The organism is Dictyobacter kobayashii (assembly GCF_003967555.1).
In the GTDB taxonomy this organism is placed as follows: Bacteria; Chloroflexota; Ktedonobacteria; order Ktedonobacterales; family Ktedonobacteraceae; genus Dictyobacter; species Dictyobacter kobayashii.
The window spans coordinates 3,542,480-3,567,845 of sequence record NZ_BIFS01000001.1 but is presented as its reverse complement, the minus strand read 5'-3'; the positions used below and the strand labels follow the sequence as shown (position 1 = coordinate 3,567,845).

Below are 25,366 nucleotides of genomic sequence, written 5' to 3'. Positions count from 1 at the left end.
ATGTTTTTTTATTTGAGGGGGTTGAGGATCCTTTAAATATGTAAAAAAGCAACCAAATGAATCCAGCGATAAAAAGTAGATTACCTATGTATTTAAACGTAGGAATGCTACTTAGTAGCATGATGAATATGCCGGCGAGAATTAGTACACCACTAATACTTAGTGAAATTTTTCGTTCTTTCATTTCTTGCCCTCTTTTTGAAAGTAGAGCTTCCGTCTTTTCAGGAAAAGGAAGCTCTACCCTTGTTATAATGATTTGTTAGCCGTTATATGCTTTATCAATAGCATAGCCGAAACAATAGCCCCCAAGAAAGGCACCAAGTCCGGTGACTACTCCTGCCCCTACGGCTGCAGCAGGTTCTGCCCCTACTCCTGCAAGAATCCCGGTTATGATTGTAGCTGTCCAAGCAAGACCAGCTAAACCATGAGAAAAATCATCTACACCTCCAGATACACATGAACCCCAGTTTCCAAAATTGCGGGAAAAGTCTTGTCGCCAATCCGCACCTCCTCTGTCAGTATAGTTGACAGGATCGTTATCGGCATAGGTATACGGGTTGGGTTTGAGTGTTTCCTGCAAAGTACCACCAACGGGCGTGCGCTGGGTCCAGCGGCCGAAGATGGGATCGTAGTACCGGATGCCGAACTTGGTCAGCCCGGTGGTGCTGTCGTAGTAGCCACCGGCATACTGCCAGGGGTTGACGATTCCGCTCTGGACGTTGCTGCCGGAGATGCTGCCGAGGGGATCATAGTCGTAGCTAGCCACCAGGTTACCTGCGCTGTCGGTCATGCCCACAATCGAGCCCTGCCCGTTGAAGAGGTAGTAGTAGACCTTGCCCGCCGAGGTGCGCTCACTGTTGAGCAGACCGCAGCTACAACGGACGTACTCGTAGGTCGTGCCTCCTGTCTTTTCAGTGCTCAGGCCCAGGCCGGTGTAGACCGTGCTGGTCCCATTGTTGGTGGTGCGCTCCGTCTGGCCGATGTCCGTGTAGCCGTAACTATAGCTCTGCGTCGAGCCTGACGCCGTGCCGATGCCACTCACATCCTGGTTTCACACTTATTATAGGTGTGGGTTTGCCCCAACTTCTCGCTCGTCGGGGCAAACCGCACCGCTTCTCGTTTAGATTCAATCGTATACGTCTCTAAGATTTCTGCATAATCTCTGCACTTTCGCAAGATAGCATATCCTAAGGTTTCTTTACTCTACAGAAGTGGAGAAGTTCACTTTGGTTTGCGCCAAAAGAGCAGAAGAGTAGGTACAAAAATGAGAATAAAACCAATAATGATTATTATCTCATTTTTTGTGCCAGTTTTACCTATAAGACTGTTAATAATCGCAATAACCTCAAAAATAAGACCAACAATAGAAATCATACCAAGAATAACTTTATTCCATGAGCGTTTCATTATTAAATACTCCTTTCTCCTCGTGATTCGCAGGGGCAAATTAGACTCTGCGAATCGCGTAGGCTACCAAATCAAAATGTATTAGAGTTTGAGGCAATAGTGTCACCGTTTTATTGTTAACATCCAACTCCATTTATTTCTGGCAAAACCGCAAGATCTTGGATGGTAATAAGAATGCCATGGTTTCCACATAGGCTATCCTCTAAAAGTGCTGTTACCCCCAAACTGCCACCAATAAACGCCCCTATAGGGCCACCAAAAGCAACTGCACCATTACCAGCCTCAAAAGCTTCTGTAGCTCCCTCATTCAACTTAGCAGTAATCCCCCACCAATAATATGTAAATGTGACGACCCAACTATGATCAGTAAAAGTTTGAGAATAAATTCCATCCTTTCCACTCGGATCAATCTCATTGACAGGATTATTATCCGCATACACATACGGGTTGGCTTTGAGCGTCTCCTGCAGGGTACCACCAACGGGCGTACGCTGGGTCCAGCGGCCGAAGATGGGATCGTAGTACCGGATGCCGAATTTGGTGAGGCCGGTGGTGCTATCGTAGTAGCCGCCGGCGTACTGCCAGGGGTTAACGATTCCGCTCTGCACGTTGCTACCGGAGATGCTGCCGAGGGGATCATAGTCGTAGCTGGCCACCAGGTTACCCGCGCTGTCAGTCATGCCCACGATTGAGCCCTGTCCGTTGAAGAGATAGTAGTAGACCTTGCCCGCCGAGGTGCGCTCGCTGTTGAGCAGACCGCAGCTGCAGCGGACGTACTCGTAGGTCGTGCCTCCTGTCTTTTCCGTGCTCAGGCCCAGGCCGGTGTAGACCGTACTGGTCCCATTGTTGGTGGTGCGCTCGCTCTGGCCGATGCCTGTGTAGCCGTAGCTATAGCTCTGCGTCGAGCCTGACGCCGTGCCGGTGCCACTCACATCCTGGTTCGCGTTGTTATAGCTGTGCGTCTGGGCGTAAGAGAGCGCTCCACGACCATCGCTGCCATTGGTGATCGACGTCAGATTCCCATCGGCATCATACGCATAGGTGGCACTGCCCGAAGTCGGTTGGCCTGCATAGCTGCCGGTGCTGGTCGCCCCCGTCGGCTCGTTGTCCGCGTTATAGTTACTATACGTCGCCACGTTGCTAGAAGCTCCAGTATACTGCCTGGTCTTCAGGTTCCCGTTGGCGTCATAGCTCAGGGCCCAGTGCTGCACGCCGTTATTGACATCCGTCAACTGATTGAGCGTGTCGTACTGGTAGTTCCAGGTCGCGTACTGGGTATAGTTGTTGGCGCTGTGGATCACCGCGCTCTTCATCACCTCCGTGGACCCATTGGAGGGGCCATAGTTGTAGGTGTAACCTGTGTAGTTCGTGCTGACGTTACTGGACGTGCTGCACTGGCTCCCGTTCATCTTGCCGCCCTGGTTGCTCACCTGGCGGCCAGCCGCGTCGTAGCTCATGAGCATGCCGGTGCCGTTGGGATAGATAATGCAGTTCTTGCGGTTCGCGTTATCGTACCCATAGTTGGTGACGGCGCTTCCTGGATCGGTCAACGTCGTCATCAGGTTGACTTCGTTGTAGCCGTATTTGGTCAGACCGGTGCCGTCGTTCAGGCTGGTCAGGTTGCCGATATTGTCAAAGGTACTGACGATGGTGGGACCACCCGGGATCTGCTTGTTGGTCTGCCGATTGAGCACGTCATAGGTGAACGAGGTGGTTCCGGTGGGATCGCTCTGGGTCAGCGTGTTGCCATCATCGTCGTAGCTATACGTGAACGTGCGGGCCGAGCCGGTTCCCTGGTTGTAGATGGTGCTGAGCACGCGATCGAAGACGTCATAGGTATAGGTCGTCGTGTTGCCGTTGCCGTCGGTCTCCGTGCTCAAACGACTCAGGGCGTCGTAGGTCATCGTCGTCTTGCCCATGGGGGCGGGCGGCGTGACCGAGGTCAGATTCCCCTGACCGTCGTAACCATAGAGCGTGGTATTGCCATTGGCATCCTCACTACCAGATGGCGTGCCGTCCTGATTGTAGGAATACTGCAGCTTGCTGCCATTGCTCTTGCTCCCGGTCGTATCAGCCTGAGACAACAGGTTGCCATAATTGTCGTAGTTATTCGTCTTCACATTGCTCTGCGCATCCGTTGAGGTGGTGGGCAGATACTGCACGTTCTGCTGCTGGCCGCCCGAGAGCGGTGAATAGCTGTATTTGGTCGTGGCCCCGGTCGGATCTTTGACCTGCGAGACCATGTTGTTGCTGCTATTATACTGGAAACTGGTTGGTCCATCGGATGTGATCGCATCCTGGTAGGTATTAACGTTGTAGGAGGTGGCGTCAAAGGTGCTGCTGGTGCTATGGCCCAGCGCGTCTTTGGTCGAGGTCACCTGCAGGTTGGCCTGGTACGTATAGGTGGTGGAATGGCTGTTCACGTCTTTCACCACGGTATTGCCGCTGTTATACGTAAAGGTCATCTGCTTGTTGTTGGCATCGGTGATGGTGGCCACCTGGCCGTTTGAGCCATAGGTGATCGTCGTCGTGCGTCCCAGCGGGTCCTTGATGGTGAGCAGCTCCGAGTTCCCGTCATAGGTAAAGATGGTCTGCTTGTTGTTGGCATCGGTGATGCTGGTCAGATTCGACTGAGCATCGTACCCGTAAGTGATAGTGCGCGTCTTGCCGCCAACCACAGTATTGTCGACCACCTTCGTCACCTGGTGGTTGCTGTTCTGGGTGGCGCTCACGGTGCGTCCCTGCGTGTCGGTCGCTCCGGTCCAGTCGCCGTTGTCCAGGTAGCTATATTCGAGCTGGTTGTTGTTCTTGTCCAGCACCTCGTAGCGCGTGCCCCACTGGTTGAACAGCCAGCGCTCGCCGGTCTGGTGGAACTGCAGGGTGTAGACGCCCCCATTCAGGGGCAACAGCGTCGCGTTCAGGCTGGGAGCATCTTTGAAACCGCCTTTGCCATCGGGAGCGAAGTAAGCCTTGAGGCCCGTCGGCAAGTTCAGCGTGATGCCGCCGGTGGTGGAGAGATCATCTAAATACAGGGAGGCTCCGCGACCGGTGGTGAAGTTCCAGTTGGTCCCGTGATCGGCCAGCCACCAGTTCGACTGGCTGTTGTAGTAGCCGCCGATCGTGTTGTTGAGCCCCGGCCCGAGATCTGCAGCTCCGCCGTGTGTAGGACCAGGTTGCCGTTGGCGACGTTGACCTTCAGATCCAGGTGATCGGAAAGGGATTTGTCGATAAACGTGTAGAGCGACGAGTCACCCAGGCCGTTGAGTGGTGTGCCGCTGCTGACCGGTGAGGCGGCAGGCGTCGCCATTTTTGCCTGTGTTTTCGGTTTGAAGGGAGAGATGTGCGAACTGGTATCGTGGACGTTCGTGGGAACCGGTACGTTCCGCGTCGGGTTGCGCACCCCGCTATAGGTCGCGGGCAGACTGGTCTGCGGGAGCGCCTCGTTCGCGGTCGCCGCGTAGGCCGAGGGAACGGATGCGACCACGGTGGTTAAGATCGCCCCTGTCGCCAGGCTGAGGACCAGCAAGAGCCGCCAGAGCGATGACCAGAATGGCGAGGTCTGCTTCGCTGTCACAGGAGCATTTGTCGAAGGGATAGCTTCAGGCACAAGGGTCGCCGAAAAACGATCCATAGAGTGAAATCCTTTTCTCGTTATACCTATTCAAAAAAGCAGCAGCAGAGGGGGAGTGCCTCTATCCTCTCAGCACACACGTTGTCGAAATACGGCGCTGCATCTCACTGGCACCAGGGCACACAATGAGCCGGCATGCGTACCGCGGTGGAGGCATGCTGCTCCCTGGCTGGTCTCCATTCCTTTTGGACAACCAGCGGCTCCTGGATACCGGGGTGAATGGTCGACATCCTGTCATTCGCGCATTAGGGATATTTTTTGACAAAACATGTAAAATAAAAGTTGATAAAATATGAAAGCACCAGAACCAAATCAAGAGAAAGAGTCATAGATTGTCTTTCACTTATTACTGCTTTCTCAAATATAATGTAAAAAAAGATACATGTCAATAATTAGATATAATTCTCTAATAATTCTTATCTTACTCTAATATACATAAAATAGATGAGTTTACAATCAGAAGGTCAGTGACCGCAATAAAGGAGAAAAGAGGTCATGAAAATGATAAGAACAGACAGTCACCAGAAAAACGAATGGCAGCCATGTCATGTGTGGTAAACGCACTTCAACGAAAAAACTGCCTGCTTTGGTACGACAGAAAGGATATCGTCATTGAGCACATGTGAGATGGTACGTGATGTAGCACGCTAATTGCATATCATATCCAACTTTTTTTTGAACCCTATTGTGTCCGAGGCGGCTAAAACGTTTGGCAAATCACAGCATAGATGAGCTCGCGGCTCCCAATTTGTCCAAAAGATACCTCCATCAAACGTAATTAAGAGGGACTTCATAGGTCCACAATTTACTCAGATGGAGGATCATATTATGATTACACATGTTGTGTTAGTACAACCAAAACCAGAGGCCACACCCGAACAAATACAAACAGTCCTTGAGCAGGTAAGGGCGCTCAAACAGCTTATCCCAGGCATCCAGGACGTGCAGGTTGGGAAAAACCTTGGTCAGCATACCCAGGGTTATAGCTATGGAATGATCATGCAGTTTGAGGATATGGAACACTTGAAGGCGTACCTGCCACATCCCGCCCACCAGACAGTGGTTAAAGAGATCATGCAATTATGTGCGAATCTGATTGAGTTTGATCTGGCGCACTAAGCGCAACCAACCCGACACAAAAAAGGATCTGGATCCCTAAACCAGATCCTTTTTTGCCCTCAACGTTCAATTCTCTTCAATGCGCAACTTCTCTATTACCAGGGCGGTCTCGGGCAAATAAACAATCATTAGATACTTACCAGCTGGTATAGCCTTAAATATAAACATGCCCTGTCCATCAACCAGGGTAGAAAATACTGGCTGCTGCATATAATCGCTCGGTCGCTGCTCGGCATAGATAGAATAGTCATTTGGATTGTCTTCTACATCACTAGCGGACATAGCATAATAAAGTTCAATTTTCATATCCGCAAATATAGCCGGGTCATCTTCATCACTTTTCGGTAATAAAGATCCGTAAAAGGTAATCCCAGACTCATAATCTCGTTTTACATACAATGAGAGGAGCGCGTTATCGGTCTGATGCAGATATGGCCAGACGCGTACATGCGAGGTTTGCGGCTGAAGGGCGATAGGGGGTTGGCAGGATGAGAAATCCACGCTAACTGGTTGGGTGTCCACAGAAAAGGGGAGAGGCAGATCAGAACTCATAACAGGCGCAGGCGAGCCCAGAAAACTACGCATTTCAGCGATATCAGTGGCACACACAGGGCATGACTCCACATGTGCTCTGATCTCGTCTTCCTCATGCGCAGACAACAGCCCAATGCAATAGTGACTTAAAACAGTCATATCGGGACACTGACAGCGATAAAGTTGGGACAGCAAAAAATTATTAGCGTAGGTATAGCTATTAAGTCGTTGCTGACAAATAATACAATCCACTAAATGCTCTTTTGCCGCCGTTGGCAAAGCTTCCCCATCAAGGGTATAGCGCAATAATTCCTCGTCTTTAGGAGCAACTAAACACAGGCAATCCATCATTCCTGGTCCTTCATGTAAGATCACTTCGTTTAAATAGATTTTTTACAATGATTTAGTCTTTCACTGTATAAAAACGCTGAGAAAGATATTTTTCGCGCCATCATTTCAGGAACTGCAGAGAGAGCATGCCGCCGTTAAGCAGACATGCTCCCGTCTAATTTCCAGCGAATCTTATCTGCGTTGCGCAGAATACGTTCCATGATGTTGCGTTTGAGACGATAGATCTCTTCTTCACACTGAAACTCACCAGGACAATAGCGAATGATTTCCCGTGGCTTGAGGTTACAGTGAAAGTGTAAATAAGCAACGCGCTGCTCGCGCTCTCCTGGCAGGATACTTTTTATGGTTTCCCATAGCTCATTCTCATGATAGCGATCCTCTACCTGTGGCTCGTCAGGATGCCCATAATCAGGCATGCGCTCTACATTGGCACGCGCAAAGGCACGTAGCGTATCCATAATGGCGCAATGCAGGCAGAGCCGTAAATAGCTCAAGGCGCTAGCAACCGTCGAGAAGGTGAGAGATTGATCACTGACCGCTTGCCAGAAGCGGCGAAATGCATCATCCACATACGTCTGTTCCGCCTCATAGCGCAAGGCCAATTCACGATGTGAATGTCCACCCAACCACAAACGCACATTATCACTGAACTGCCGCTGTAGTACAATCCATGCGTCATTATCCCGCAGTTGAACCGCGCGTCGAAAGATTTCCAGGCAATAACTGTCGTCGCAGGGTTCCTTCCGGCGATACTTACTCATTTCACGTATACAGCATTCTGTCAGGGTCGTCAGGGTCATTTCGCCAATCGGCTTTTCTATTTCGATATTCATTGCTTTAATCTATTCCCCTCCAGCTTTAGCTGAAACACGATATACCTTTTCGTTTTTCGCTATATTAGTAGACGCAAATTGTTGTGCTTTATCAAATGCCCCACATGCTATGTCTAAAATCCCATCTTTTTTGCTTAAAAGAAAGATAAATCTTTTCTACAGGTAAAGTCCACCAACCAGACAACAGGCCAGTCCAACAGTATGCTGCCTGCAAGTGGGCAGATATATAATCATTCTCTCTTTCCGTTACCAACTGGTAAACAGAAATATAGATCTGACGTTTGTAGTGATTAGAAGGATAAATATCGATATAAGACAGATACTCCCTCTATTCTTTTTATCGCATAAAATGTTTTTTTGTCACACTGTTAAAAATATGTTAAGAGGTAAAAACATTGGCGATAAAACAACTGCGATCCACCCTGTCAATCAGTATAGATCACCTTCAGAGCGCGGGTGATATGTCATTTGTCCCATTTCTTGCCCCTTCTTTTCAAAAAAGGTATAATGAATACATACATAAGAGTACAGTTAAAGCCCAATCTACACAATGCAGTACTCAACAGGAAAAAAGTGAACCGTCACACAAAAAGGTGGTGGCGTTCCTATGGACAAGCGTATTTTGCTTGGAATCGATACCAACTTTTCTATTACTACGCAGTGTGCAATCCGCGCAGTGGGTGATCTGTTTGAGTCAGACACCCCGTTTCATATTTTTCTTCTGCATGCCATACCGAGTACCCACATCATCACAGAGTATCCAGGTCATTTTACGGAGCAATATGCCTTCATTCCCCCTACCGGCGACCAGAAAAAGCATGCGGAAGAAGTTCTTAAGAAAGCCCGCGCGACATTGGGACATTTAGGATTTGATCTGCAGCGCATCGAGATGATGACCAGTGTCGGTTCACCGGCCGAGGAGATAGTGCGGGTAGCACGTGAGCGGCATATTAATCTGATTGTGGTAGGAAGCCGGGGGATGGCTGGCGCAACCGCTTGCGCCGCATATTATTGGGCAGTACATCGCGACGCGTTCTCAAGCTGGCTCCCTGTCCGGTAATGGTTGTATTGCCGACCATTCCTCTCCAGCCTCATGAGCTCATCCCATGGTATGAACAGGCCATCAAGCAACATCTTAACGAGCATAGCAGTTCTCTGACAGTACTGACAGCCAGAGAGGTGGCCGATCTATTTCCACTACCACAGAAGAAAGAGGTTGGTGTACAAGAGATCAAAGCCGCAGAAAAAGCCCTGGAACAACTGGCCAGCAAAGGTCTACTCTGCCGCCGTGAGATCCAGGGCGAGGCGCGCTATATCAACGATTAACGATACAAAACACTAGCGCCGTAGTGGTTCAAGATAAACAGCTATAGTAGGGCAGCCAGAGCGGCTGGAGTCGTAACAGGAGCCTGACAGGCAAAATTCTGACATACGTAGGCTGTGGCATGTTGATCTTTAAGCGGCCGATCAGCCAGCAAAGGGATCACGGTACTGGCCTGCTGATCTTCAGGTTGGGCGCAGGCCAGTACACTTTGTGGCAGATAGCGAGCATTGATACAGGCCAATAACTCCTGCGTATCAGCGTTTTGCGCCGTGCCCAGCACAGCCAATTCTTTCACCGGCGAAAGGGCAAAATCCACCGCACACAACACATGTCCAAAGGCCTGGGGATGCTGTACCATAATCTCTGCCAATGGCTGGAGGTAGTCATCGGCGCGTTGACGATAGGTATCCTCACCAGTAAAGGCCGCCAGGTGCAACAAGACATCCGCCGCCACACTATTGCCCGCCGGGGTAGCATTATCCATAATATCTTTAGGACGGCTGATCAGGGTCTCGTGATCTATGCCAGTGTCAAAAAAGCCGCCCTGCTCATCGGCGAAGAGCTGAATGGCCTGATCCATCAGGGTGCGGGCCTCCACGAACCAGCGTGTATCAAAACTGGCTTCATACAGGGCCAATAATCCATCAGCCAGGAAAGCATAGTCTTCAAGGTAGCCCTGCAACCTGGCCCGACCATCCTTGAAAGTACGCAAGAGCCGGCCATCATGACGCAGGGTGGTCAGCAAGAAATCAGCGTTGCGCTCAGCAATCTGGAGATAGTCGGCACGCTGCAAATAGCGGGCGGCTTCAGCAAAGCTGCGCAACATCAAACCGTTCCAGGAAGTAAGCACTTTCTCATCGCGGGCTGGCTTGATACGCTGCTCGCGCAGGCGAAACAATGTGCTACGGCTACGCTGCAAAGACTCGCGCAAAGCCGCCAGATCGAGCTGCGCTTTCTGTGCCGCCACCTGCTCATCCTGGACCCGATTTAGAATATTCTTGCCCTCAAAATTGCCATGCCGGCTCACGCCATAGTAGGCCATAAACAGGGCAGCATCCTGAGGTGCGAGGGCACGTTCGATCTCTTCCTGTGACCAGAGAAAAAACTTGCCTTCAACACCCTCACTATCCGCATCCTGGGTAGAGTAGAAGCCACCCTCAGGCGCCGTCATCTCGCGTACCACATAATCCAACGTCTCCTCGACTACACGCCGGTAGAGCTCGTTGCCAGTCACCAGATAGGCATGCAAGTAAAGCTGGCTCAGCAGAGCATTATCATATAACATCTTCTCAAAATGCGGCACCAACCACTTCTCATCCACTGAATAGCGATGAAAGCCCCCACCCAATTGATCATAGATGCCACCGGCCGCCATGCGCTGCAAAGATGTTTCAACCACTTCCAGGGCAGTGGGCAATTGCTCACCTGCGGGAACATCCACCTGACCAGATTGATGATGCAGATGCATGCGCAAAAGGAATTCCAGCGCCATCGTATTGGGAAACTTGGGGGCCCCTCCAAAACCACCATAGCGAGCATCAAAGTCCTCAATCAAGTGTTGCTCAGCGTTCAGCAAGCTATCCAACACTGGCGAGCCAGCAGCCTTGTCTATACGGGCCAGCACCCCACCACGACGATTGAGATGTTCCGCCACCTGGGTAGCCTGCTCCTCTAATTCCGGCCGCTGATGCGCAAAGGTATCTGCGATACTCATCAGGACGCGTGGGAAACCAGGCATCACCTGCTGCCCATAACGTCGATCCTGGGGAGGATAATAGGTTCCACCATAAAAAGGGCGACCATCAGGCATTAAAAACATCGTCATCGGCCAACCACCCTGACCGGTCATGGCCTGAACCGCCTGCATATAAATAGCATCGATATCAGGGCGCTCCTCGCGGTCAACCTTGATTGAGACAAAATGCATATTCATTAAGGCCGCGATCTGCTCATTCTCAAATGACTCGCGCTCCATCACATGGCACCAGTGACAGGCCGAATAGCCTACACTCAATAAGATTGGCTTGTCCTCCTGACGAGCCTTCGCAAAGGCATCATCACCCCAGGGATACCAATCCACGGGATTGTGGGCATGCTGCAACAAATATGGACTCGTCTCATTAATGAGGCGGTTGGTATGCTTGTAGGAACTTTGACTCTCACTCATAAAAATACTCCTGTGGAATCAGACACAATTGCACCATGGTCATTGTACGACACAAACGGCGAAATACGAAACGCAAATAACGATCCCTTGCTTGCCTCTTGCTTTTTTGAAATTTATAATTATACTCTTTAATAGAAACATATGACTGATTATGTATTTTTAGTCATGTGGTCATCAATGTCAAAGAAGCTGGAATATTGAGGAGGAGACAAGTGGTAGAGAACCGCAGTGATGAACAAGCAGAACCGGGTAAACACCAGGAGCGCGCCAATCGTATTCTGGAGGCCGCATCAGAGCTATTGCAGCGCTGGGGCTATAAAAAAACGACCATCGATGATATCGCCAGGCAGGCTGGGGTGGCCAAGGGCACTATCTACCTGCACTGGAAGACCAAAGAAGATCTTTTTATGGCCTTGATTATGCGCGAGAAGGTCGTTGCCTTACAGCAAGCCCGGCAGGCAATGGAGAATGAGCCTGGAGGCATAACGCTCTATAGCATGGTCAAACATTCCATGTTATGGGCCTTGCGCAATCCGCTCATAAAGGCCATCATGCTGCGCGATACAGATGTGCTTGGGGATTTAATCCATACACAACTGAACCAGGCAAACCTGCACCAACAGCTTGAGGATTTTAATACCTACTTATTGTATATGCAGCAGCAAGGATTGATCCGCAAAGATATTCCGATCAAAACGCAGGTGTATATGCTCGAAGCCATAGCGCTCGGCTTCTTGATGAGCGACCGCTTTATGCCCGATGAATACCAGATTTCGCTTGAAGAGAGGGCTGCCATGGCGGCCGAGGCCGTGCGCCGAACCTTTGAGATACGCCATCCTGACGATGCAGAAAAACGCGAATCATCCAATCGTTTTAATCAACTTATGAATACAGCAGAGGAATATCTGCAGAAGGAGACAGGTAATGAGCGACCTGATTCAAGTCAATAACCTGACCAAAACCTATGGGAAACAACGCGGCATTCGCGCTGTCACATTTAACATCGCGGAAGGCGAAGTCTTTGGCTTTCTGGGTCCCAACGGAGCCGGGAAAACGACGACGATACGCACCCTGATGGGATTTCTCAAGCCAACTGCCGGGCAGGCTACGATCGGTGGGCTGGACTGCTGGTCCCAGGCCACGCAGATCAAACGACTGGTGGGTTATCTGCCTGGAGAATTCTCTTTTGATCCCAATTTAACAGGAGCGCAAATTCTCAGCTACCTGGGCCACCTGCGCGGTGGTGTCGACCAAAATAATGTCAGGCAATTAATCGAGCGGCTGGATTTTGATCCCAGCAAACGCTTTCATACCTATTCGCGCGGCAATAAACAGAAAATTGGCCTGGTCCAGGCCTTTATGCACAAACCACAACTCCTCATTCTGGATGAGCCAACCAGTGGACTGGACCCTTGAACCAGCAAGAGTTCAATAAGATGGTTGATGAGACACGTGCGGCCGGCCGTACCGTCTTTCTCTCATCACATATCCTGCCCGAGGTAGAACATACCTGTACGCGTGTAGGCATCATTCGAGAAGGCGAATTAGTGCGCGTCAGCGAGGTCAACACGCTCAAAGATTTAAAGCAGAGCAACATCCTGATTCATTTTGCGCAAGAGCCAGCGCCTGATTGGTTCAATGGCTTACCAGGCATCGTGAACGTGCAGCACGCACAAAATGGCACTGCTCTTTTGATTACTGTACAGGGAGACCAACAGGCAGTTATTCAAACAGCGGCACAACATCATGCGCTCTCGCTGACAACCCATGAGCCGAGCCTGGAAGAGATTTTCTTACGTTTTTATCAGACAGAAACACTTTCTGATGCTGTCGCCCGTTAAAGCGAGCATAAGCGGACAGGCTTAGATACGCTTAGTTCAAGCCACCGTGGAGTATAAAAAATATGTTTCGCACAGTTTGGAGCAAAACGCTCCGTGCATATCGCACACCACTTTTAAGCTGGGGCATCGGGTTGGCTTTCATTTTGCTGGCCACGCTAGCCACCTTTGGCTCTACCGCCTCCCAGATGGCCGATAGTATGAATCAATTGGCCCAGACCTTTCGTTTTATTGGTGATCCGATTGCTTTGAACACGGCAACAGGTTTTGCTACCTGGCGTAGCCTGGACCTGGTTATTCCAGTTATGCTCAGTATCTGGGCCATCATGGCTGGTACCAACCTGATACAAGGTGAAGAGGAACGCACCGCGCTAGAATTGCTTCTGGCCACCTCTACATCACGCCTGCGCCTGCTACTAGAAAAATTATATGCCCTGGTTCTAGCCCTGGTGATCATCGGTGTGCTAATCGGATCAGGGGCCATCGCCGGGCTGGCCAGCGCTAAATTAGATTTTGATGCTGGCAGAGCCCTATTAGCAGGCTTAAATGTCAGCCTGCTGGCTTTCTTTTACGCCTCCCTGGCATTATTGTTCTCCCAGTTATTCCCAGGTCGCAAAGTCGCTACTAGCTGGACCATAGGCCTGCTGGCACTTTTTACACTATTGGACAGCACTGGCCGCATTGTCCAACACGGGGAGTGGATGCAATATCTCTCGCCCAACTACTATTACAGTATTAATAAGCCACTGATAAATACCTACGATAACCATCCCTTAGCGGCCTTGCTCCTGCTGATCATCAGTCTATTGCTGTGCACCCTCAGCGCCTGGCTCTTTATGCAGCGTGACTTAGGGGCCAGTATCTTCCAGCGCTTAAACCTGCATATCGGCACAAAAAACTCAGCTCAAAGCAGCTCCGAGGTTCTGGCCAAAGCCTGGCATGACAGCTCACTACGCTCAGTTGGTCTACGCACATTGACGGCTCTGGCTATCTCCATCAGCACCTGGCTGATCAGCCTCATCTTATATATCGCCTGGATGATCTCACTAACACCGAGCTTTCTGGGCATCATGAAAGACTTGGTCTCTAAAAGCCCGACTTTAAGCCAGATCTTCAATGGACAAAATGTGGTGACCAACTCAGGCTTTATCGGTTATGCGGTCTTTAGTTTTGTACCCTTGCTGACGGTCATCTTCGTCTTTACACTGGCATTGCAGTGGGCAAAGGACCTCGATAACGGTCGCCTGGAACTGATCCTTAGCACCCCACAAGCACGCCTACGCGTCCTGGGCGAACACATTACGGTCGTGCTACTGACCTCGCTGCTGACAGTCATTTTGATCTGGCTAAGCACACTCGTAAGTGCCCAGCTCATCAACATTCGGGTCGATGCAGGAAAAATCGCTGCAGCCGCTTTTGGGATATGGCCACTTGAACTGATCATCGTCACAGGAGTCTATGCCTGCGCGGTCCGCTTGCGCTCCAGTGCCATCCTGACCGTGATCGCGCTCTACCTCGCCTGGGCCTACCTGACGGAATTCTTACGCTCAGTGCTCAACACCCCGGACTGGCTGATGTCGCTCTCCATCTTCCATGCCTACGGCACCCCCATCCTGGACGGCTGGAAATGGGGGCCAAACCTGGTCATGCTAGGAGTAGCCATCGTCCTGTTACTATTGGCCCTCTTCCAATTTAAGAGAGTGGATATCGACCGTGGAAACTAAATAAAGCATAAAAGATGAGTGTATAGATTTATGATGACCGTCCGCGCGATCATCATAAATCTATACACTACTACTGGACAAATGTTCTTATTATCTCTATACTACCAGCACAGGTTCATGTAAAGCAAAATGGAAGAAGGAATTGTGAGATCAATGCAAACCTCATCTACTGATGTCATCGCAGCCGCCACGACTTATTTAAGCCAGATCGACCCGATTATGAAAGGTGTCATTGAGCGCGTTGGACCATGCACATTGCAACCTGATCCAGATATCTTCAATGCCCTGGTTGACGCCATCATTTCACAACAAATTTCAGTTAAAGCAGCCGATGCGATCATGGCTCGGGTGTGTGCGGCCATGCCTGACGGCAAAGTAACGCCTGAAAATCTTCTTCCCTTTGACTTTGATCAATTGCGCATGCTCGGACTCTCTACACCGAAAGCCCGCTATATTCTTAACCTGGTTGAGCACGTTACCAGCGGCCAGCTACAGCTAGAGCAGCTATTTGAACTTGACGATGAAGAGATAATACGTCAACTGACCGCAGTCAAAGGCATAGGACGCTGGACCGCCGAAATGTGCCTTATATTTGTGCTCATGAGGCCTGATGTGTTACCAGTAGATGATCTGGGTTTCCTCGAAGGCATACGCTTTGCCTATCAGCTAGAGGAACGGCCGACTAAACAAGAAGCGACCGAACGTGGAGAGCTATGGCGTCCCTATCGTACCTTCGCCACCTGGTATATGTGGGGCATCCGCCGCGTCGCCGTCAAGAACGAACGCCCACGCACACGCATCGTCTCTCTTTAGTTATGGCTGTTTTGAGTCGCTATCCGCGACCACAACGGATATATCCTCGGCAACGGGTTCAGCCACAGTGAAGCCGAGATGTTGCGCAACCGCGAGCGGCGATGTCCGCAATAGGGTTCGCGCCAGCTTCGGCCACGGCCGCGATATCAACATCGGCCGTAACTTCCGTCAGTCCTGCTTCACCCTCTAACGCTGCCGACGCCCTCTCTGCCGCGCCTAATATCCTGGAGACGGTGGTGGTAAATTCTTCAGTAATGCTCTCCAGCTTATTGGCGGCGTCACCCATTGCGGATAAGGAATAAACAATATTGGAAAAATCTGTTGCGCTATTGGTTATAGCATCAGCGAATTGACCCGAGGCAATAGTATTTGTTTGCAGTCCCTGCGCATTGGAGTTAAATTGCTGTACGGCAGTGCTATGAACTGAGTTCATATTCTGCGCATGGGCTGAAAAGCCTTGCATTGGATCTATCAGGGGAGAGATCCAACCCATAATAATGTCATATGCACTCATAGGGCATTCCTTGCCTATCTTCTAGTTCTTAATAATAAAGAATATCAAACTTCTATATCGCGTCAGTATGGAGAGTAAACAGATAGTCAGAGCCTGAACTCATTGGCTACTTCCTGATCAGCAAGTTCCAGTTGATCGGCACTGGACTTTAAGGCATTGGCAAAAGCGATCTGCCAGTCATAGGTTGCTCGCATATGTTGTTGATGTGGCTCAATGATGCTGCGTAACAGGCCTTGAAGAATGTCTGGGTAGGACTGTAGATGATTATCCAGCTGGCGCCAGGCACTATCATGGTCATGAATAGCGGTATGTGCATCTGTCAGCATCTGACTGGCTACACTACGCATCCCATCAGCAGAAAACATCATTTTTTCACCCATAAGGCAAATCCTTTCAATCAAGTTACATCAGTTTAAATATTATGAGTGCCAGGAAGTATTTTCTCTGAAAACTCTTCCAATAGAGATAAAATCTTCCACTAACATATAATTCTTATTGAGTATAATATTTTTGACTACATATGACAATGGAATTCTTCACAATTGTAAATATATAGACCATTTTACCTGCCAATGTTAAATGCATAAAAGGTACCTTTTGCCTGCTATTCATAGCTTAGTAAATAATTATTTGTATGTTTATAATAATAGCTTCCTTGCCTGAAAAATAATGGGGTTAAAGATCACGAATAACGTATTTGTAGATTTTATTGCACTGGCAAGGCTAAACGCGACTAACAGCATAGAGGAATAAACACATCTGTCGGGTGGTTTTTCAGCACCTCTTGCCAGGCCATTGATAAGCGCACGGCAAGAAATATGGTAGAATCGGAGAGAAAAGATTTATTGTTGTAATTTCTGGTCGGCTCAACCTGAAAAATGATGCGGCCAGAGGCCTGGCTATGATACGATAAAGAAATATGGATACACCAGAGAACTATTATGCCATTTTAGGCGTCCCTATTGATGCGGATAATGATACAATCAAGCATGCATATCGGCAATTAGCGCGCCGTTTCCATCCTGACCTGGCCGGCCCGGAGGGAGCGCTCGAGATGAAGCGCATCAATCGGGCTTATGCGGTGCTTGGGGATGAGGAGAAACGTGAGCAGTATGATGTCATTCTTGGTGGTGTGGTAGATCTGCGCAAAAAGTATACACGCCCACGTTCACGTCCTCATATACCAGATAATCCTGAGGATGTGGAATTTTCTGGCCTGCATACCTTCAGCACGCGAGGGCCACTCCATGCTGGCCCCATCATTAAGACCAGCCATGGCATCACCTCGGCACTGCATAGCAGGCGTACAGTCCATGGCATCCAGCTAGCGGCTGGCTCACTGGATGGGGCAGGCACAATCTGGCAGATCACACAGGACAAAGTTGAAGAGTCGGCCAGATTTACCAGCGATCCCAACCTCACAATTGAAGCGCTACGCGAGCTACGTTTTTCACAGGCTGGCTCGCTGCTAGCAGGCTGGAATCGCCTGGGGCTACATGTTTGGGATGCCTATACAGGCAATCGGCTCTGGAGCTATCCTCTAACAGAGCGAGCCGTCTCAGCCCATTATTCACTGGATATCAGCCTGCAAGTAACAACCGATGGCAAGCGTATCGCACGCCTGTCCCTCCCTTATCTCAACGAGGATAGTCGCGCGCCCCGCTCACAGGGCGTACGCAGTACTGATATTCTCAGTCATGAACTGGGTGCGCCCAACAACACCTTCTTTGATCCGCTTGTTTGCGTCGAAGAAGCAACCGATAAAAGAAATTTCTGGGCCATCCGCATGCGCGCGCTATCTCAGGATACACGCAAGTTGGTCACCCTCTCCTGCGCCCAGATTCCTCAGGAACAGCAACAGATGGCGATTATTCGCCGTTGGAATCTCTTCAATCGAAGCAGGTTGGGCAGCAAAGGTCCTCATATCGAGTCCTCTATTCTAATGGGGCGCTGCGAGGATTGTACACCTCCCTACATTACGACACCAGACGCAGCATGGCTGGCCTTTGTTTATGAAGGAAATAAGCTTCGATTATGCGATATAGATAATGGCACCTATAGTGAATTCGCCAGTGGAGCCATGGGGAGTAGCGCGCGCCTGGCCATTTCGCCCGATGCCGCCTGGTTGGCCGTCGCACGCGAAGATAGCGAGGTAAACGAAGGCGTCATCGACTTATGGTCAATTGCAACCGGTCAGATTGTGCAGAAACTTTACCATCCCTGGCAGATTAGTGCACTCAATTTTGCCGAGAATCAACTTATTGTCGCGCTCACGGATGGCACAATTCAACTCTGGCAATGAACAAAAACAAGACTAAAGGGTATTTGATTTTCTTACCAAATGCGCAAGGTTATAGAATTCGCTAAATTCGATAAATCCTAACAACGTGTCGATACAATAACATTGAACCCTCACTAATACTATGTGAGGGCCAGCCTGCACTGACTCGATAATAGAATGACCGGGCGCACCAAAAGTGTGTAAAAGAACCAGCGTGTATCAAATAGTTGCAAATTCTCCCATTCTATTCAATAATTATAGTTAAAGAGGTTGACAATTGCCTGGTTGTTACTAATACTAGTAATCATATCCCTATTTTTATGTTGACCCACTACAGGATAACTATCTCGTTCAGAGGAGTTTGAAACGTGATTAGGGAAGGCACACTACTTACAAAAGAACCAGGACTACACACCATCTTTCAAGGCGAAGAACATAATTATGTACGTTGCGTCATCGCCGACAAAACGGACCCTGATCGCCATTTCGAGTGTCGTGTACTGGACGAAACAGATATTCCCATCGCTATTGGGGAACCTATTAAGCTAGAGGTATTAAAAGTCGTAACCGAGCGCCAGAGTGGAGTTGTACGCTTTGATTGTCATTTAATAAAGGCACCATAAAAACAGGGAGCGTGACATATGAAATGTTCTCAGTGCTCAGCCGAGCTTCCCGACACAACTACCTTCTGCCCACGCTGTGGAACCAGTACATATACGAGTCGCGCATCGAACTTCTCGTATTTACCGCCGGGCACTCCACCGTGGCCAACCAGCGTCCCACAACAGCTTCCCAATGTTATAGATGGCCAGGTCGCATCATCAACCTCTCCACTGACCGCTAAAAACGCAACCCCCAAAGCAGGCCGCAAAACTGGCAATGTCATCGGAGTGATCGCAGTCCTTGTAGTAGCTCCTCTTATTGCTGCCCTTGTAACTTTTGCCTCACTATACAGCAACGGTCAATTAACCAGCCAGGCCGCCAAACCCAGTAGCAACACCAATCAATCATCGAGCGCCGCGGCTCCCCAGCCCAAAGGCAACACCAATACATTACCCAACCCGAGCTCATTCAAAACGGCCAAAGATTCTAACCTGAATATGTCAATAAAATATCCATCTGACTGGACGGTTGGTGCTCCCCAGCAATCGACCTCCGCAACATCGCTAGCCATCTCCCAGGACCAGGTCGGCATCTCCTTTGTCATCAATCACCTATCCAGTGCGGTAACAAGCTCGATCAGTGGAGTCGATGAATTAAATCAGACAACGGTACAAAGTCTGCAGCAGATACAGGGCAGCCACGAGATTCAGACGGTGCAGGCCGCTAACGCCAATCCCAAAATTGCCGGGGAACAATGGTCTCAGAAGGATGCTACTTTGCTAGATGGGCAGAATACAAAGATTCACTTTACGACGATTGCCGATAAGCATAGCAAGAGTTATTATGTGATCTACTTTTTAGTGCCAGATACTATTTATCAAGAGGCGCTACAAAAATATCTGACGCCGATGCTGAATTCTGTGAAGTTTCTTTCTTAATATGTGTGCGTGCGCTACGCGCCCGCACTTTTTTATTATAGTGGGGTGGTGGTAGAACGCGTGCCAGGCACGCGTTCTACCACCACCCCACTATAATAAAAAAGATTATGCACCCTCACAGCCTTCAGCTCACAATTTCCTTTTTATATAGTGTGGTGTGGGAAATGCGCAGGGGCGCATTTCCCACACCACACTATATAAAAAGTGCGGGCGCGTCAGCGCACGTATACTTTCAGCAGCAAATAACAAAAAGGATGCCCCCCATGGACATATCCATGGGGGGCATCCTTTTTGTTGGGGTTGCTCGATGAGAATTAGTATTCAGGGACAGCTGGAGCAGCTGGTTGATTCTTCTCTGGCAGATCAGTGATCAGAGCCTCAGTTGTCAGGATCATGGCACCGATGCTGGCAGCATTCTGCAGTGCCGAACGGGTCACTTTAGCAGGGTCAGCAATACCATACTCGAACATATCGCCATAGGTATCGGTCAGAACGTTGTAACCAATGTGTTTGTTGTTCTGCTCACGCTGGGCACGCAGGATACCTTCAACGACGACTGAACCGTCACGGCCACCATTGGAAGCCAGCTGGCGGATGGGCTCTTCGAGAGCGCGGCGCAGGATATTAACACCGGTTGCGGCATCACCCTGCAGGTTCAGATTATTCAGAGCCTCCATAGCAGTCAGGAGAGCAACACCACCACCAGGGACCATGCCCTCTTCAACACCGGCGCGGGTAGCGGACAGTGCATCCTCAACACGGGTCTGGCGATACTTCAGCTCAACCTCGGTACCAGCACCAACTTTGATTACAGCAACACCACCGGACAGCTTGGCCAGGCGCTCCTGCAGCTTCTCACGATCGTAATCGCTGGTAGTCTCATCAATCTGAGCTTTGATCTGGCGAATGCGAGCCTGAATCTCCTCAGGACGTCCATGGCCCTCAATGATAGTGGTATCTTCTTTATGGGAGGTAACCATACGGGCAGAACCCAGATCCTCAAGGGTTGCGCTATCCAGGCGACGGCCCATCTCTTCGCTGATCACTTCACCACCGGTCAGAACGGCAATGTCGCGCAACATCTCTTTACGGCGATCACCAAAGCCAGGAGCTTTGACAGCCAGGACATTGAGGATACCGCGCAGTTTGTTGACAACCAGGGTAGCCAGAGCCTCGCCATCAACATCCTCAGCAATGATCACAATTTCACGGCGACCCTGCTGAACAATCTTCTCAATAAGAGGCAGGATATCCTGAATAGCACTGATCTTCTTATCGGTGATCAAGATGTAAGGATTCTCGAGGGTAGCTTCCATCTTCTCCGCATTCGTTACAAAATAAGGAGAAATATAGCCTTTGTCGATCTGCATACCTTCGACATACTCGGTCTCAAAGTTGATACCGCGAGACTCTTCAACAGTGATAACGCCATCTTTACCGACTTTGTCCATCACTTCAGCGATCAACTCACCGATCTGCTCATCAGCGGCAGAGATAGAAGCAATCTGAGCAATCTCTTTCTTACCTTCGACCGGCACAGCCAGCTGGCGAATATAAGCAACGACTGCCTCGGTACCTTTGTCGATACCCAGCTTCAACTGCATAGGATTGGCGCCAGCGGCCAGGTTCTTCAAACCTTCGTTAACGATAGCCTGAGCCAGAACAGTCGCGGTTGTCGTGCCATCACCAGCTACGTCGTTCGTGCGGGTGGCAGCCTCTTTCAACAACTGAGCGCCCATGTTCTCAAATGGATCTTCCAGCTGAATCTCTTTCGCAACGGTCACGCCATCATGGGTAACGTTGGGAGCACCAAACTTTTTATCCAGAGCAACGTTACGGCCCTTAGGACCCAGGGTGGTTTTTACAGCACCGGCGAGAATATCAATGCCCTTTTTAAGGGACCGGCGAGCCTCTTCGTCAAATACGAGCTGTTTTGCCATGAGTGAATTCCTTCCCCTACACTATTCTATTCCTCACACATTCAGACGATGAACATATAAGCAAGCAGCCTGTTCATACAGTCCAATGCAGGAATTACTAGCCAACAATTGCAAGAATATCGTTCTCTTTGAGTACCAGGTACTCTTCGCCTTCCAGTTTGAACTCGGTGCCGCCATATTTCGCGAACAGCACACGATCACCCTCATGGACATCTATGGTTGCGCGATCGCCATTATCCAACAAACGGCCATTGCCAACAGCAATGACAACCCCCTCCTGGGGCTTCTCTTTAGCAGTGTCAGGGATAACGATGCCGCTTTTAGTTACTTCTTCTTTTGCCGCGGGTTTTACTACCACGCGATCTCCAACTGGACGAATTTTAGCCACGGTTTACACTTCCTTTCATCAATGAAGCTTATCAGTCAGAAGACTTATTCAGTGCCTCTTCGTCTGGGCCATAATGAATTACACCTGAGATATTAATAGAGCGATATTGCGAATAGTCACAACAACAGGGTCCACCAGCCGCACAGCCAGTACAACAGTAAGTCTGTCCACGTTGCACAGTCGGAGACCAGAGAATCTCAATATCACAGTTCGCACAACGTAGCGGCTTCTGCACATGTGCCGAAACCGCTTGAGCAGATTCGCTCTGTTCGTGCGTACTGTCTTTATTATAGGGATCGTTAAAATCCTCTTGTCTCTTCATGGTATTACCTTCGCTGTAGCTTCCCATACAACGCCGTTTTAAAGGGAGCATCGCCTCAAATCAGAGGCCGATACCAGGCGTCTCCTACACCATGTAACTCCTCGCACTCACCCCTTATAAATATCCAAGATGCTGCGTTATTCTTTTCTCTGCGTAAGAGTATGCCACGACAAGTGTTAGAAGCGCATAGGAAAAGTGTTAGAGGAATGTTAGAATCAGTGCCAGTTTTCCCGAAATATTCCTGTCTCGCCTACTCCTAATAGACATGATACAATGACCTCGTGTACATCTGTTAAGAGATGACTTTCAAAGTAGAAGGTAAAACGCCATGCCATATATTGCATCCATAAAAAATCAGAATTATACGATTACGACCCAGCCGCAAGGTGCCCAGACAGCGGTGACGCTGGATGGGGTATCTCATATACTCGATTGGCAACGCATTGCAAAGCTAGCCACCGATGAGAAGGGGAAACAGCCCGAAGGTGGACACTATAGTTTGCTCATTGCGGGCAAATCCTATGAAGTCTTTGTCCGTCGTGTTGTGCAAGAAGAGGAAAAGAGCAGCCAGACCTACGAAATTCAGTTAGCGGGACAGTACTTTCTGGTGACCGTTGAAGACGAACGCACACGGCTGCTGGAAGGTATGGCACGCGCGGGTGCACAGAGCAGTGCAGCCAGGATACAAGCTCCTATGCCCGGGCTAGTAGTCAATACGCTGGTACAGCCAGGTGACACAGTCAACGCTGGACAAACCGTGATTGTGCTAGAAGCCATGAAAATGGAAAATGATCTGCCATCTCCAATTACAGGAACCGTGAAAGAGCTCAAAGTCAATAAAGGACAGACGGTGGATCAGGGCCAGTTGCTGGTCATTATTGAAGCTGAGCAGCCTGCTTAGTTCAATTTTCGTCTTATGTTATAATTTTCTTGGCATTCATAGGAGGAGCACGGGCGTCTATGGATATACATGTGAGTAAAAGTGCCAGCGAGTGGCGCAATACAACAGCACGCAAGGTGGGCGAAAAGTCCACCACGCGGAAAGAGAAATTTGTGACAAGTTCGGACATTGAGATTCCGGATCTGCCCAACGAAGAAGACCTCACCAACTGGGATGCCCAGACGCAACTGGGATATCCAGGAGAGTTTCCATTCACACGTGGCGTACGCCCCGGCATGTATCGCTCCAGGCTCTGGACGATGCGCCAATACGCTGGCTTCGCTAGCGCTGAGGAGTCTAATCAGCGTTACCACTACCTCTTATCTCAAGGAACTACCGGTCTGTCAGTAGCTTTTGATCTACCAACCCAGATGGGCTATGACGCAGATCATCCTTTTTCTGAGGGAGAAGTGGGCAAAGTAGGGGTATCTATTTCAAGTCTGGAAGATATGGAAACGTTGCTCCATGGCCTGCCACTCGAACGCATTAGCACATCAATGACGATCAATGCCACAGCCAGTATACTGCTGGCTCTGTATATTGCGGTCGCTAAAAAGCAGGGAGCCGATCCGCGCAAGCTCTCAGGCACGATCCAAAATGATCTGCTCAAAGAGTATACCGCGCGTGGTACCTATATTTATCCTCCACGCCACTCAATGCGCATCATTACCGATATTTTTAGCTATTGCGCCGAAGAATTACCGCAATGGAACACGATTAGCATTAGTGGCTATCACATGCGTGAAGCTGGCTCTACAGCAGCCCAGGAGATCGCATTCACCCTGTCAAATGCCATCGCCTATGTACAGGCGGCCCTGGACGCGGGTCTCAATGTAGATACCTTTGCCGGTCAGCTCTCTTTCTTTTTCAACAGCCATAATAACCTGTTTGAAGAGGTAGCCAAGTTTCGAGCCGCCAGACGTATGTGGGCCCATATCATGCGTGAGCGCTTCCATGCGCAAGATCCGCGTTCCATGATGCTACGCTTCCATACGCAGACTGCTGGCTCGACGCTGACAGCCCAGCAGCCAGATAATAATATTGTGCGCACAGCCTACCAGGCACTGGCAGCAGTGCTGGGCGGCACCCAATCATTGCATACCAACTCTAAAGATGAGGCGCTATCTCTTCCGACCGAAGAGACAGCACGCCTGGCCCTGCGTACCCAGCAGGTCCTTGGCTACGAAACCGGAGTAGCTGACGTTGTTGATCCGCTGGCAGGCTCATACTATGTTGAAGCCCTGACAAATGAGTTAGAGCAGCGAGCCTGGGCATATATCCAGCAAATCGACGACCTCGGTGGGAGCGTACGCGCCATCGAGAACGGCTATATGCAGTCCCAGATTGAGGAAGCGGCCTATGAGTATCAGCTCTCACTGGAGAAAGAGCAAACAGTTGTCGTCGGCGTCAACCGCTTTAAGCAAGCAGAGCCAGCCCATACCAGCAGTCACAAGGTCGATCCTCAGATAGGCGCGCGTCAGGCAGAGAAGCTAGCCGCGTTGCGACAGAGACGTGACAATGAACTGGTCAGCCAGAAGTTACAGGCACTGCAGCGAGCCGCCACAGGTAGTGATAATCTGATGCCGGCCATTATCGCTGCGGTTGAAGCTTATGCGACACTGGGTGAGATCAGTGATACGATGCGACAAATCTTTGGTGAACAACACGAGTTTCGTAGTCTAGCAGAGTAGTAATTGTA

The 25,366-nt window shown here is 49.8% G+C and carries 27 protein-coding genes; 14 read left to right on the top strand and 13 right to left on the bottom strand.

Annotated elements, in window-relative coordinates; all coding sequences use genetic code 11:
- Window positions 1-259: 259 nt before the first annotated feature.
- The 3 genes from EL645_RS45460 to EL645_RS15645 form a co-directional block, all read right to left on the bottom strand.
- A complete protein-coding gene (locus EL645_RS45460) occupies window positions 260-1,042 on the bottom strand; it encodes an RHS repeat-associated core domain-containing protein (protein ID WP_126551388.1) in 783 nt (260 codons plus the stop codon).
- Between the two features lie 179 nt (window positions 1,043-1,221).
- Window positions 1,222-1,407 carry an LPXTG cell wall anchor domain-containing protein gene (locus EL645_RS15650; RefSeq protein WP_126551387.1) on the bottom strand — a complete coding sequence of 62 codons (186 nt, stop codon included), beginning with the start codon at window positions 1,405-1,407 and terminating at the stop codon, window positions 1,222-1,224.
- A gap of 116 nt (window positions 1,408-1,523) precedes the next feature.
- On the bottom strand, window positions 1,524-4,100 hold the full coding sequence (locus EL645_RS15645; protein WP_136625221.1) for an RHS repeat-associated core domain-containing protein: 2,577 nt from the start codon (window positions 4,098-4,100) through the stop codon (window positions 1,524-1,526).
- A gap of 12 nt (window positions 4,101-4,112) precedes the next feature.
- Here EL645_RS15645 and EL645_RS15640 point away from each other — a divergent pair, with 12 nt between their 5' ends.
- Window positions 4,113-4,433, top strand: a complete 321-nt coding sequence (locus EL645_RS15640) for a hypothetical protein (protein ID WP_126551385.1) — start codon at window positions 4,113-4,115, stop codon at window positions 4,431-4,433.
- On the opposite strand, the gene EL645_RS15635 is transcribed toward EL645_RS15640, so the two are convergent.
- Complete coding sequence (locus EL645_RS15635; RefSeq protein WP_126551384.1) at window positions 4,430-5,038, bottom strand: hypothetical protein; 609 nt, start codon at window positions 5,036-5,038, stop codon at window positions 4,430-4,432. The genes EL645_RS15640 and EL645_RS15635 overlap by 4 nt on opposite strands.
- Before the next feature lie 104 nt (window positions 5,039-5,142).
- Window positions 5,143-5,268, bottom strand: a complete 126-nt coding sequence (locus EL645_RS44190; protein WP_281276308.1) for a hypothetical protein — start codon at window positions 5,266-5,268, stop codon at window positions 5,143-5,145.
- A 598-nt stretch (window positions 5,269-5,866) separates the two neighbouring features.
- Here EL645_RS44190 and EL645_RS15630 point away from each other — a divergent pair.
- The gene (locus EL645_RS15630; RefSeq protein ID WP_161977390.1) at window positions 5,867-6,157 is read left to right on the top strand and encodes a Dabb family protein; all 291 of its coding nucleotides are present in this window, start codon (window positions 5,867-5,869) and stop codon (window positions 6,155-6,157) included.
- A gap of 66 nt (window positions 6,158-6,223) precedes the next feature.
- Here EL645_RS15630 and EL645_RS15625 read toward each other — a convergent pair whose 3' ends face one another.
- The gene (locus EL645_RS15625) at window positions 6,224-7,042 is read right to left on the bottom strand and encodes an anti-sigma factor (RefSeq protein ID WP_126551382.1); all 819 of its coding nucleotides are present in this window, start codon (window positions 7,040-7,042) and stop codon (window positions 6,224-6,226) included.
- Between the two features lie 134 nt (window positions 7,043-7,176).
- Window positions 7,177-7,875 (bottom strand): sigma-70 RNA polymerase sigma factor region 4 domain-containing protein, encoded by a 699-nt coding sequence (locus EL645_RS15620; protein WP_126551381.1) that lies wholly within the window; start codon window positions 7,873-7,875, stop codon window positions 7,177-7,179.
- A gap of 607 nt (window positions 7,876-8,482) precedes the next feature.
- On the opposite strand from EL645_RS15620, the gene EL645_RS41010 reads away from it, so the two are divergent.
- Both EL645_RS41010 and EL645_RS41005 read left to right on the top strand, forming a co-directional pair.
- Window positions 8,483-8,935, top strand: coding sequence for a universal stress protein (locus EL645_RS41010; protein WP_126551380.1), 453 nt, complete (start codon window positions 8,483-8,485; stop codon window positions 8,933-8,935).
- A complete protein-coding gene (locus EL645_RS41005; protein ID WP_371865680.1) occupies window positions 8,872-9,201 on the top strand; it encodes a universal stress protein in 330 nt (109 codons plus the stop codon). The genes EL645_RS41010 and EL645_RS41005 overlap by 64 nt, the downstream gene beginning before the upstream one ends.
- Before the next feature lie 41 nt (window positions 9,202-9,242).
- Here EL645_RS41005 and EL645_RS15605 read toward each other — a convergent pair whose 3' ends face one another.
- Window positions 9,243-11,366 (bottom strand): thioredoxin domain-containing protein, encoded by a 2,124-nt coding sequence (locus EL645_RS15605; protein WP_126551378.1) that lies wholly within the window; start codon window positions 11,364-11,366, stop codon window positions 9,243-9,245.
- Between the two features lie 212 nt (window positions 11,367-11,578).
- On the opposite strand from EL645_RS15605, the gene EL645_RS15600 reads away from it, so the two are divergent.
- From EL645_RS15600 to EL645_RS15585, 5 genes are all read left to right on the top strand, one after another.
- Window positions 11,579-12,316 (top strand): TetR/AcrR family transcriptional regulator, encoded by a 738-nt coding sequence (locus tag EL645_RS15600; RefSeq protein WP_161977388.1) that lies wholly within the window; start codon window positions 11,579-11,581, stop codon window positions 12,314-12,316.
- Window positions 12,291-12,782: an ABC transporter ATP-binding protein gene (locus tag EL645_RS41000; protein WP_218031864.1), complete on the top strand. Its 492-nt coding sequence runs from the start codon at window positions 12,291-12,293 to the stop codon at window positions 12,780-12,782. Before EL645_RS15600 ends, EL645_RS41000 begins: the two co-directional genes overlap by 26 nt.
- A 20-nt stretch (window positions 12,783-12,802) precedes the next feature.
- On the top strand, window positions 12,803-13,207 hold the full coding sequence (locus EL645_RS40995) for an ATP-binding protein DrrA1-3 family domain-containing protein (protein WP_218031863.1): 405 nt from the start codon (window positions 12,803-12,805) through the stop codon (window positions 13,205-13,207).
- A 62-nt stretch (window positions 13,208-13,269) separates the two neighbouring features.
- A complete protein-coding gene (locus EL645_RS15590) occupies window positions 13,270-14,928 on the top strand; it encodes an efflux permease Rv1217c-related protein (protein WP_126551376.1) in 1,659 nt (552 codons plus the stop codon).
- 153 nt (window positions 14,929-15,081) lie between these two features.
- Window positions 15,082-15,741: a DNA-3-methyladenine glycosylase family protein gene (locus EL645_RS15585; RefSeq protein ID WP_161977387.1), complete on the top strand. Its 660-nt coding sequence runs from the start codon at window positions 15,082-15,084 to the stop codon at window positions 15,739-15,741.
- A 58-nt stretch (window positions 15,742-15,799) separates the two neighbouring features.
- On the opposite strand, the gene EL645_RS15580 is transcribed toward EL645_RS15585, so the two are convergent.
- Together EL645_RS15580 and EL645_RS15575 are read right to left on the bottom strand one after the other, a co-directional pair.
- Window positions 15,800-16,255 (bottom strand): hypothetical protein, encoded by a 456-nt coding sequence (locus tag EL645_RS15580; protein WP_126551374.1) that lies wholly within the window; start codon window positions 16,253-16,255, stop codon window positions 15,800-15,802.
- 86 nt (window positions 16,256-16,341) lie between these two features.
- Complete coding sequence (locus EL645_RS15575; RefSeq protein WP_126551373.1) at window positions 16,342-16,635, bottom strand: hypothetical protein; 294 nt, start codon at window positions 16,633-16,635, stop codon at window positions 16,342-16,344.
- 539 nt (window positions 16,636-17,174) lie between these two features.
- Here EL645_RS15575 and EL645_RS15570 point away from each other — a divergent pair.
- The 3 genes from EL645_RS15570 (at window position 17,175) to EL645_RS15560 (ending at window position 20,077) form a co-directional block, all read left to right on the top strand.
- Complete coding sequence (locus EL645_RS15570; RefSeq protein ID WP_126551372.1) at window positions 17,175-18,557, top strand: J domain-containing protein; 1,383 nt, start codon at window positions 17,175-17,177, stop codon at window positions 18,555-18,557.
- 347 nt (window positions 18,558-18,904) lie between these two features.
- Entirely contained in the window at window positions 18,905-19,159 is a 255-nt protein-coding gene (locus tag EL645_RS15565; RefSeq protein ID WP_126551371.1) for a hypothetical protein, read from the top strand.
- An 18-nt stretch (window positions 19,160-19,177) separates the two neighbouring features.
- A complete protein-coding gene (locus tag EL645_RS15560) occupies window positions 19,178-20,077 on the top strand; it encodes a zinc ribbon domain-containing protein (protein ID WP_126551370.1) in 900 nt (299 codons plus the stop codon).
- Window positions 20,078-20,391: 314 nt separating this feature from the next.
- On the opposite strand, the gene groL is transcribed toward EL645_RS15560, so the two are convergent.
- The 3 genes from groL to EL645_RS15545 all read right to left on the bottom strand — a co-directional run bounded on the left by groL (window position 20,392) and on the right by EL645_RS15545 (window position 22,727).
- Complete coding sequence (gene groL, locus EL645_RS15555) at window positions 20,392-22,017, bottom strand: chaperonin GroEL (protein WP_126551369.1); 1,626 nt, start codon at window positions 22,015-22,017, stop codon at window positions 20,392-20,394.
- Between the two features lie 97 nt (window positions 22,018-22,114).
- A complete protein-coding gene (gene groES, locus EL645_RS15550; protein WP_126551368.1) occupies window positions 22,115-22,405 on the bottom strand; it encodes a co-chaperone GroES in 291 nt (96 codons plus the stop codon).
- Window positions 22,406-22,436: 31 nt separating this feature from the next.
- Window positions 22,437-22,727: a hypothetical protein gene (locus EL645_RS15545; RefSeq protein ID WP_126551367.1), complete on the bottom strand. Its 291-nt coding sequence runs from the start codon at window positions 22,725-22,727 to the stop codon at window positions 22,437-22,439.
- 328 nt (window positions 22,728-23,055) lie between these two features.
- Here EL645_RS15545 and EL645_RS40990 point away from each other — a divergent pair, with 328 nt between their 5' ends.
- Together EL645_RS40990 and EL645_RS15535 are read left to right on the top strand one after the other, a co-directional pair.
- Window positions 23,056-23,628, top strand: a complete 573-nt coding sequence (locus EL645_RS40990) for an acyl-CoA carboxylase biotin carboxyl carrier protein subunit (RefSeq protein WP_218031862.1) — start codon at window positions 23,056-23,058, stop codon at window positions 23,626-23,628.
- 59 nt (window positions 23,629-23,687) lie between these two features.
- On the top strand, window positions 23,688-25,358 hold the full coding sequence (locus tag EL645_RS15535) for an acyl-CoA mutase large subunit family protein (RefSeq protein WP_126551366.1): 1,671 nt from the start codon (window positions 23,688-23,690) through the stop codon (window positions 25,356-25,358).
- The last annotated feature ends 8 nt before the right edge of the window (window positions 25,359-25,366 follow it).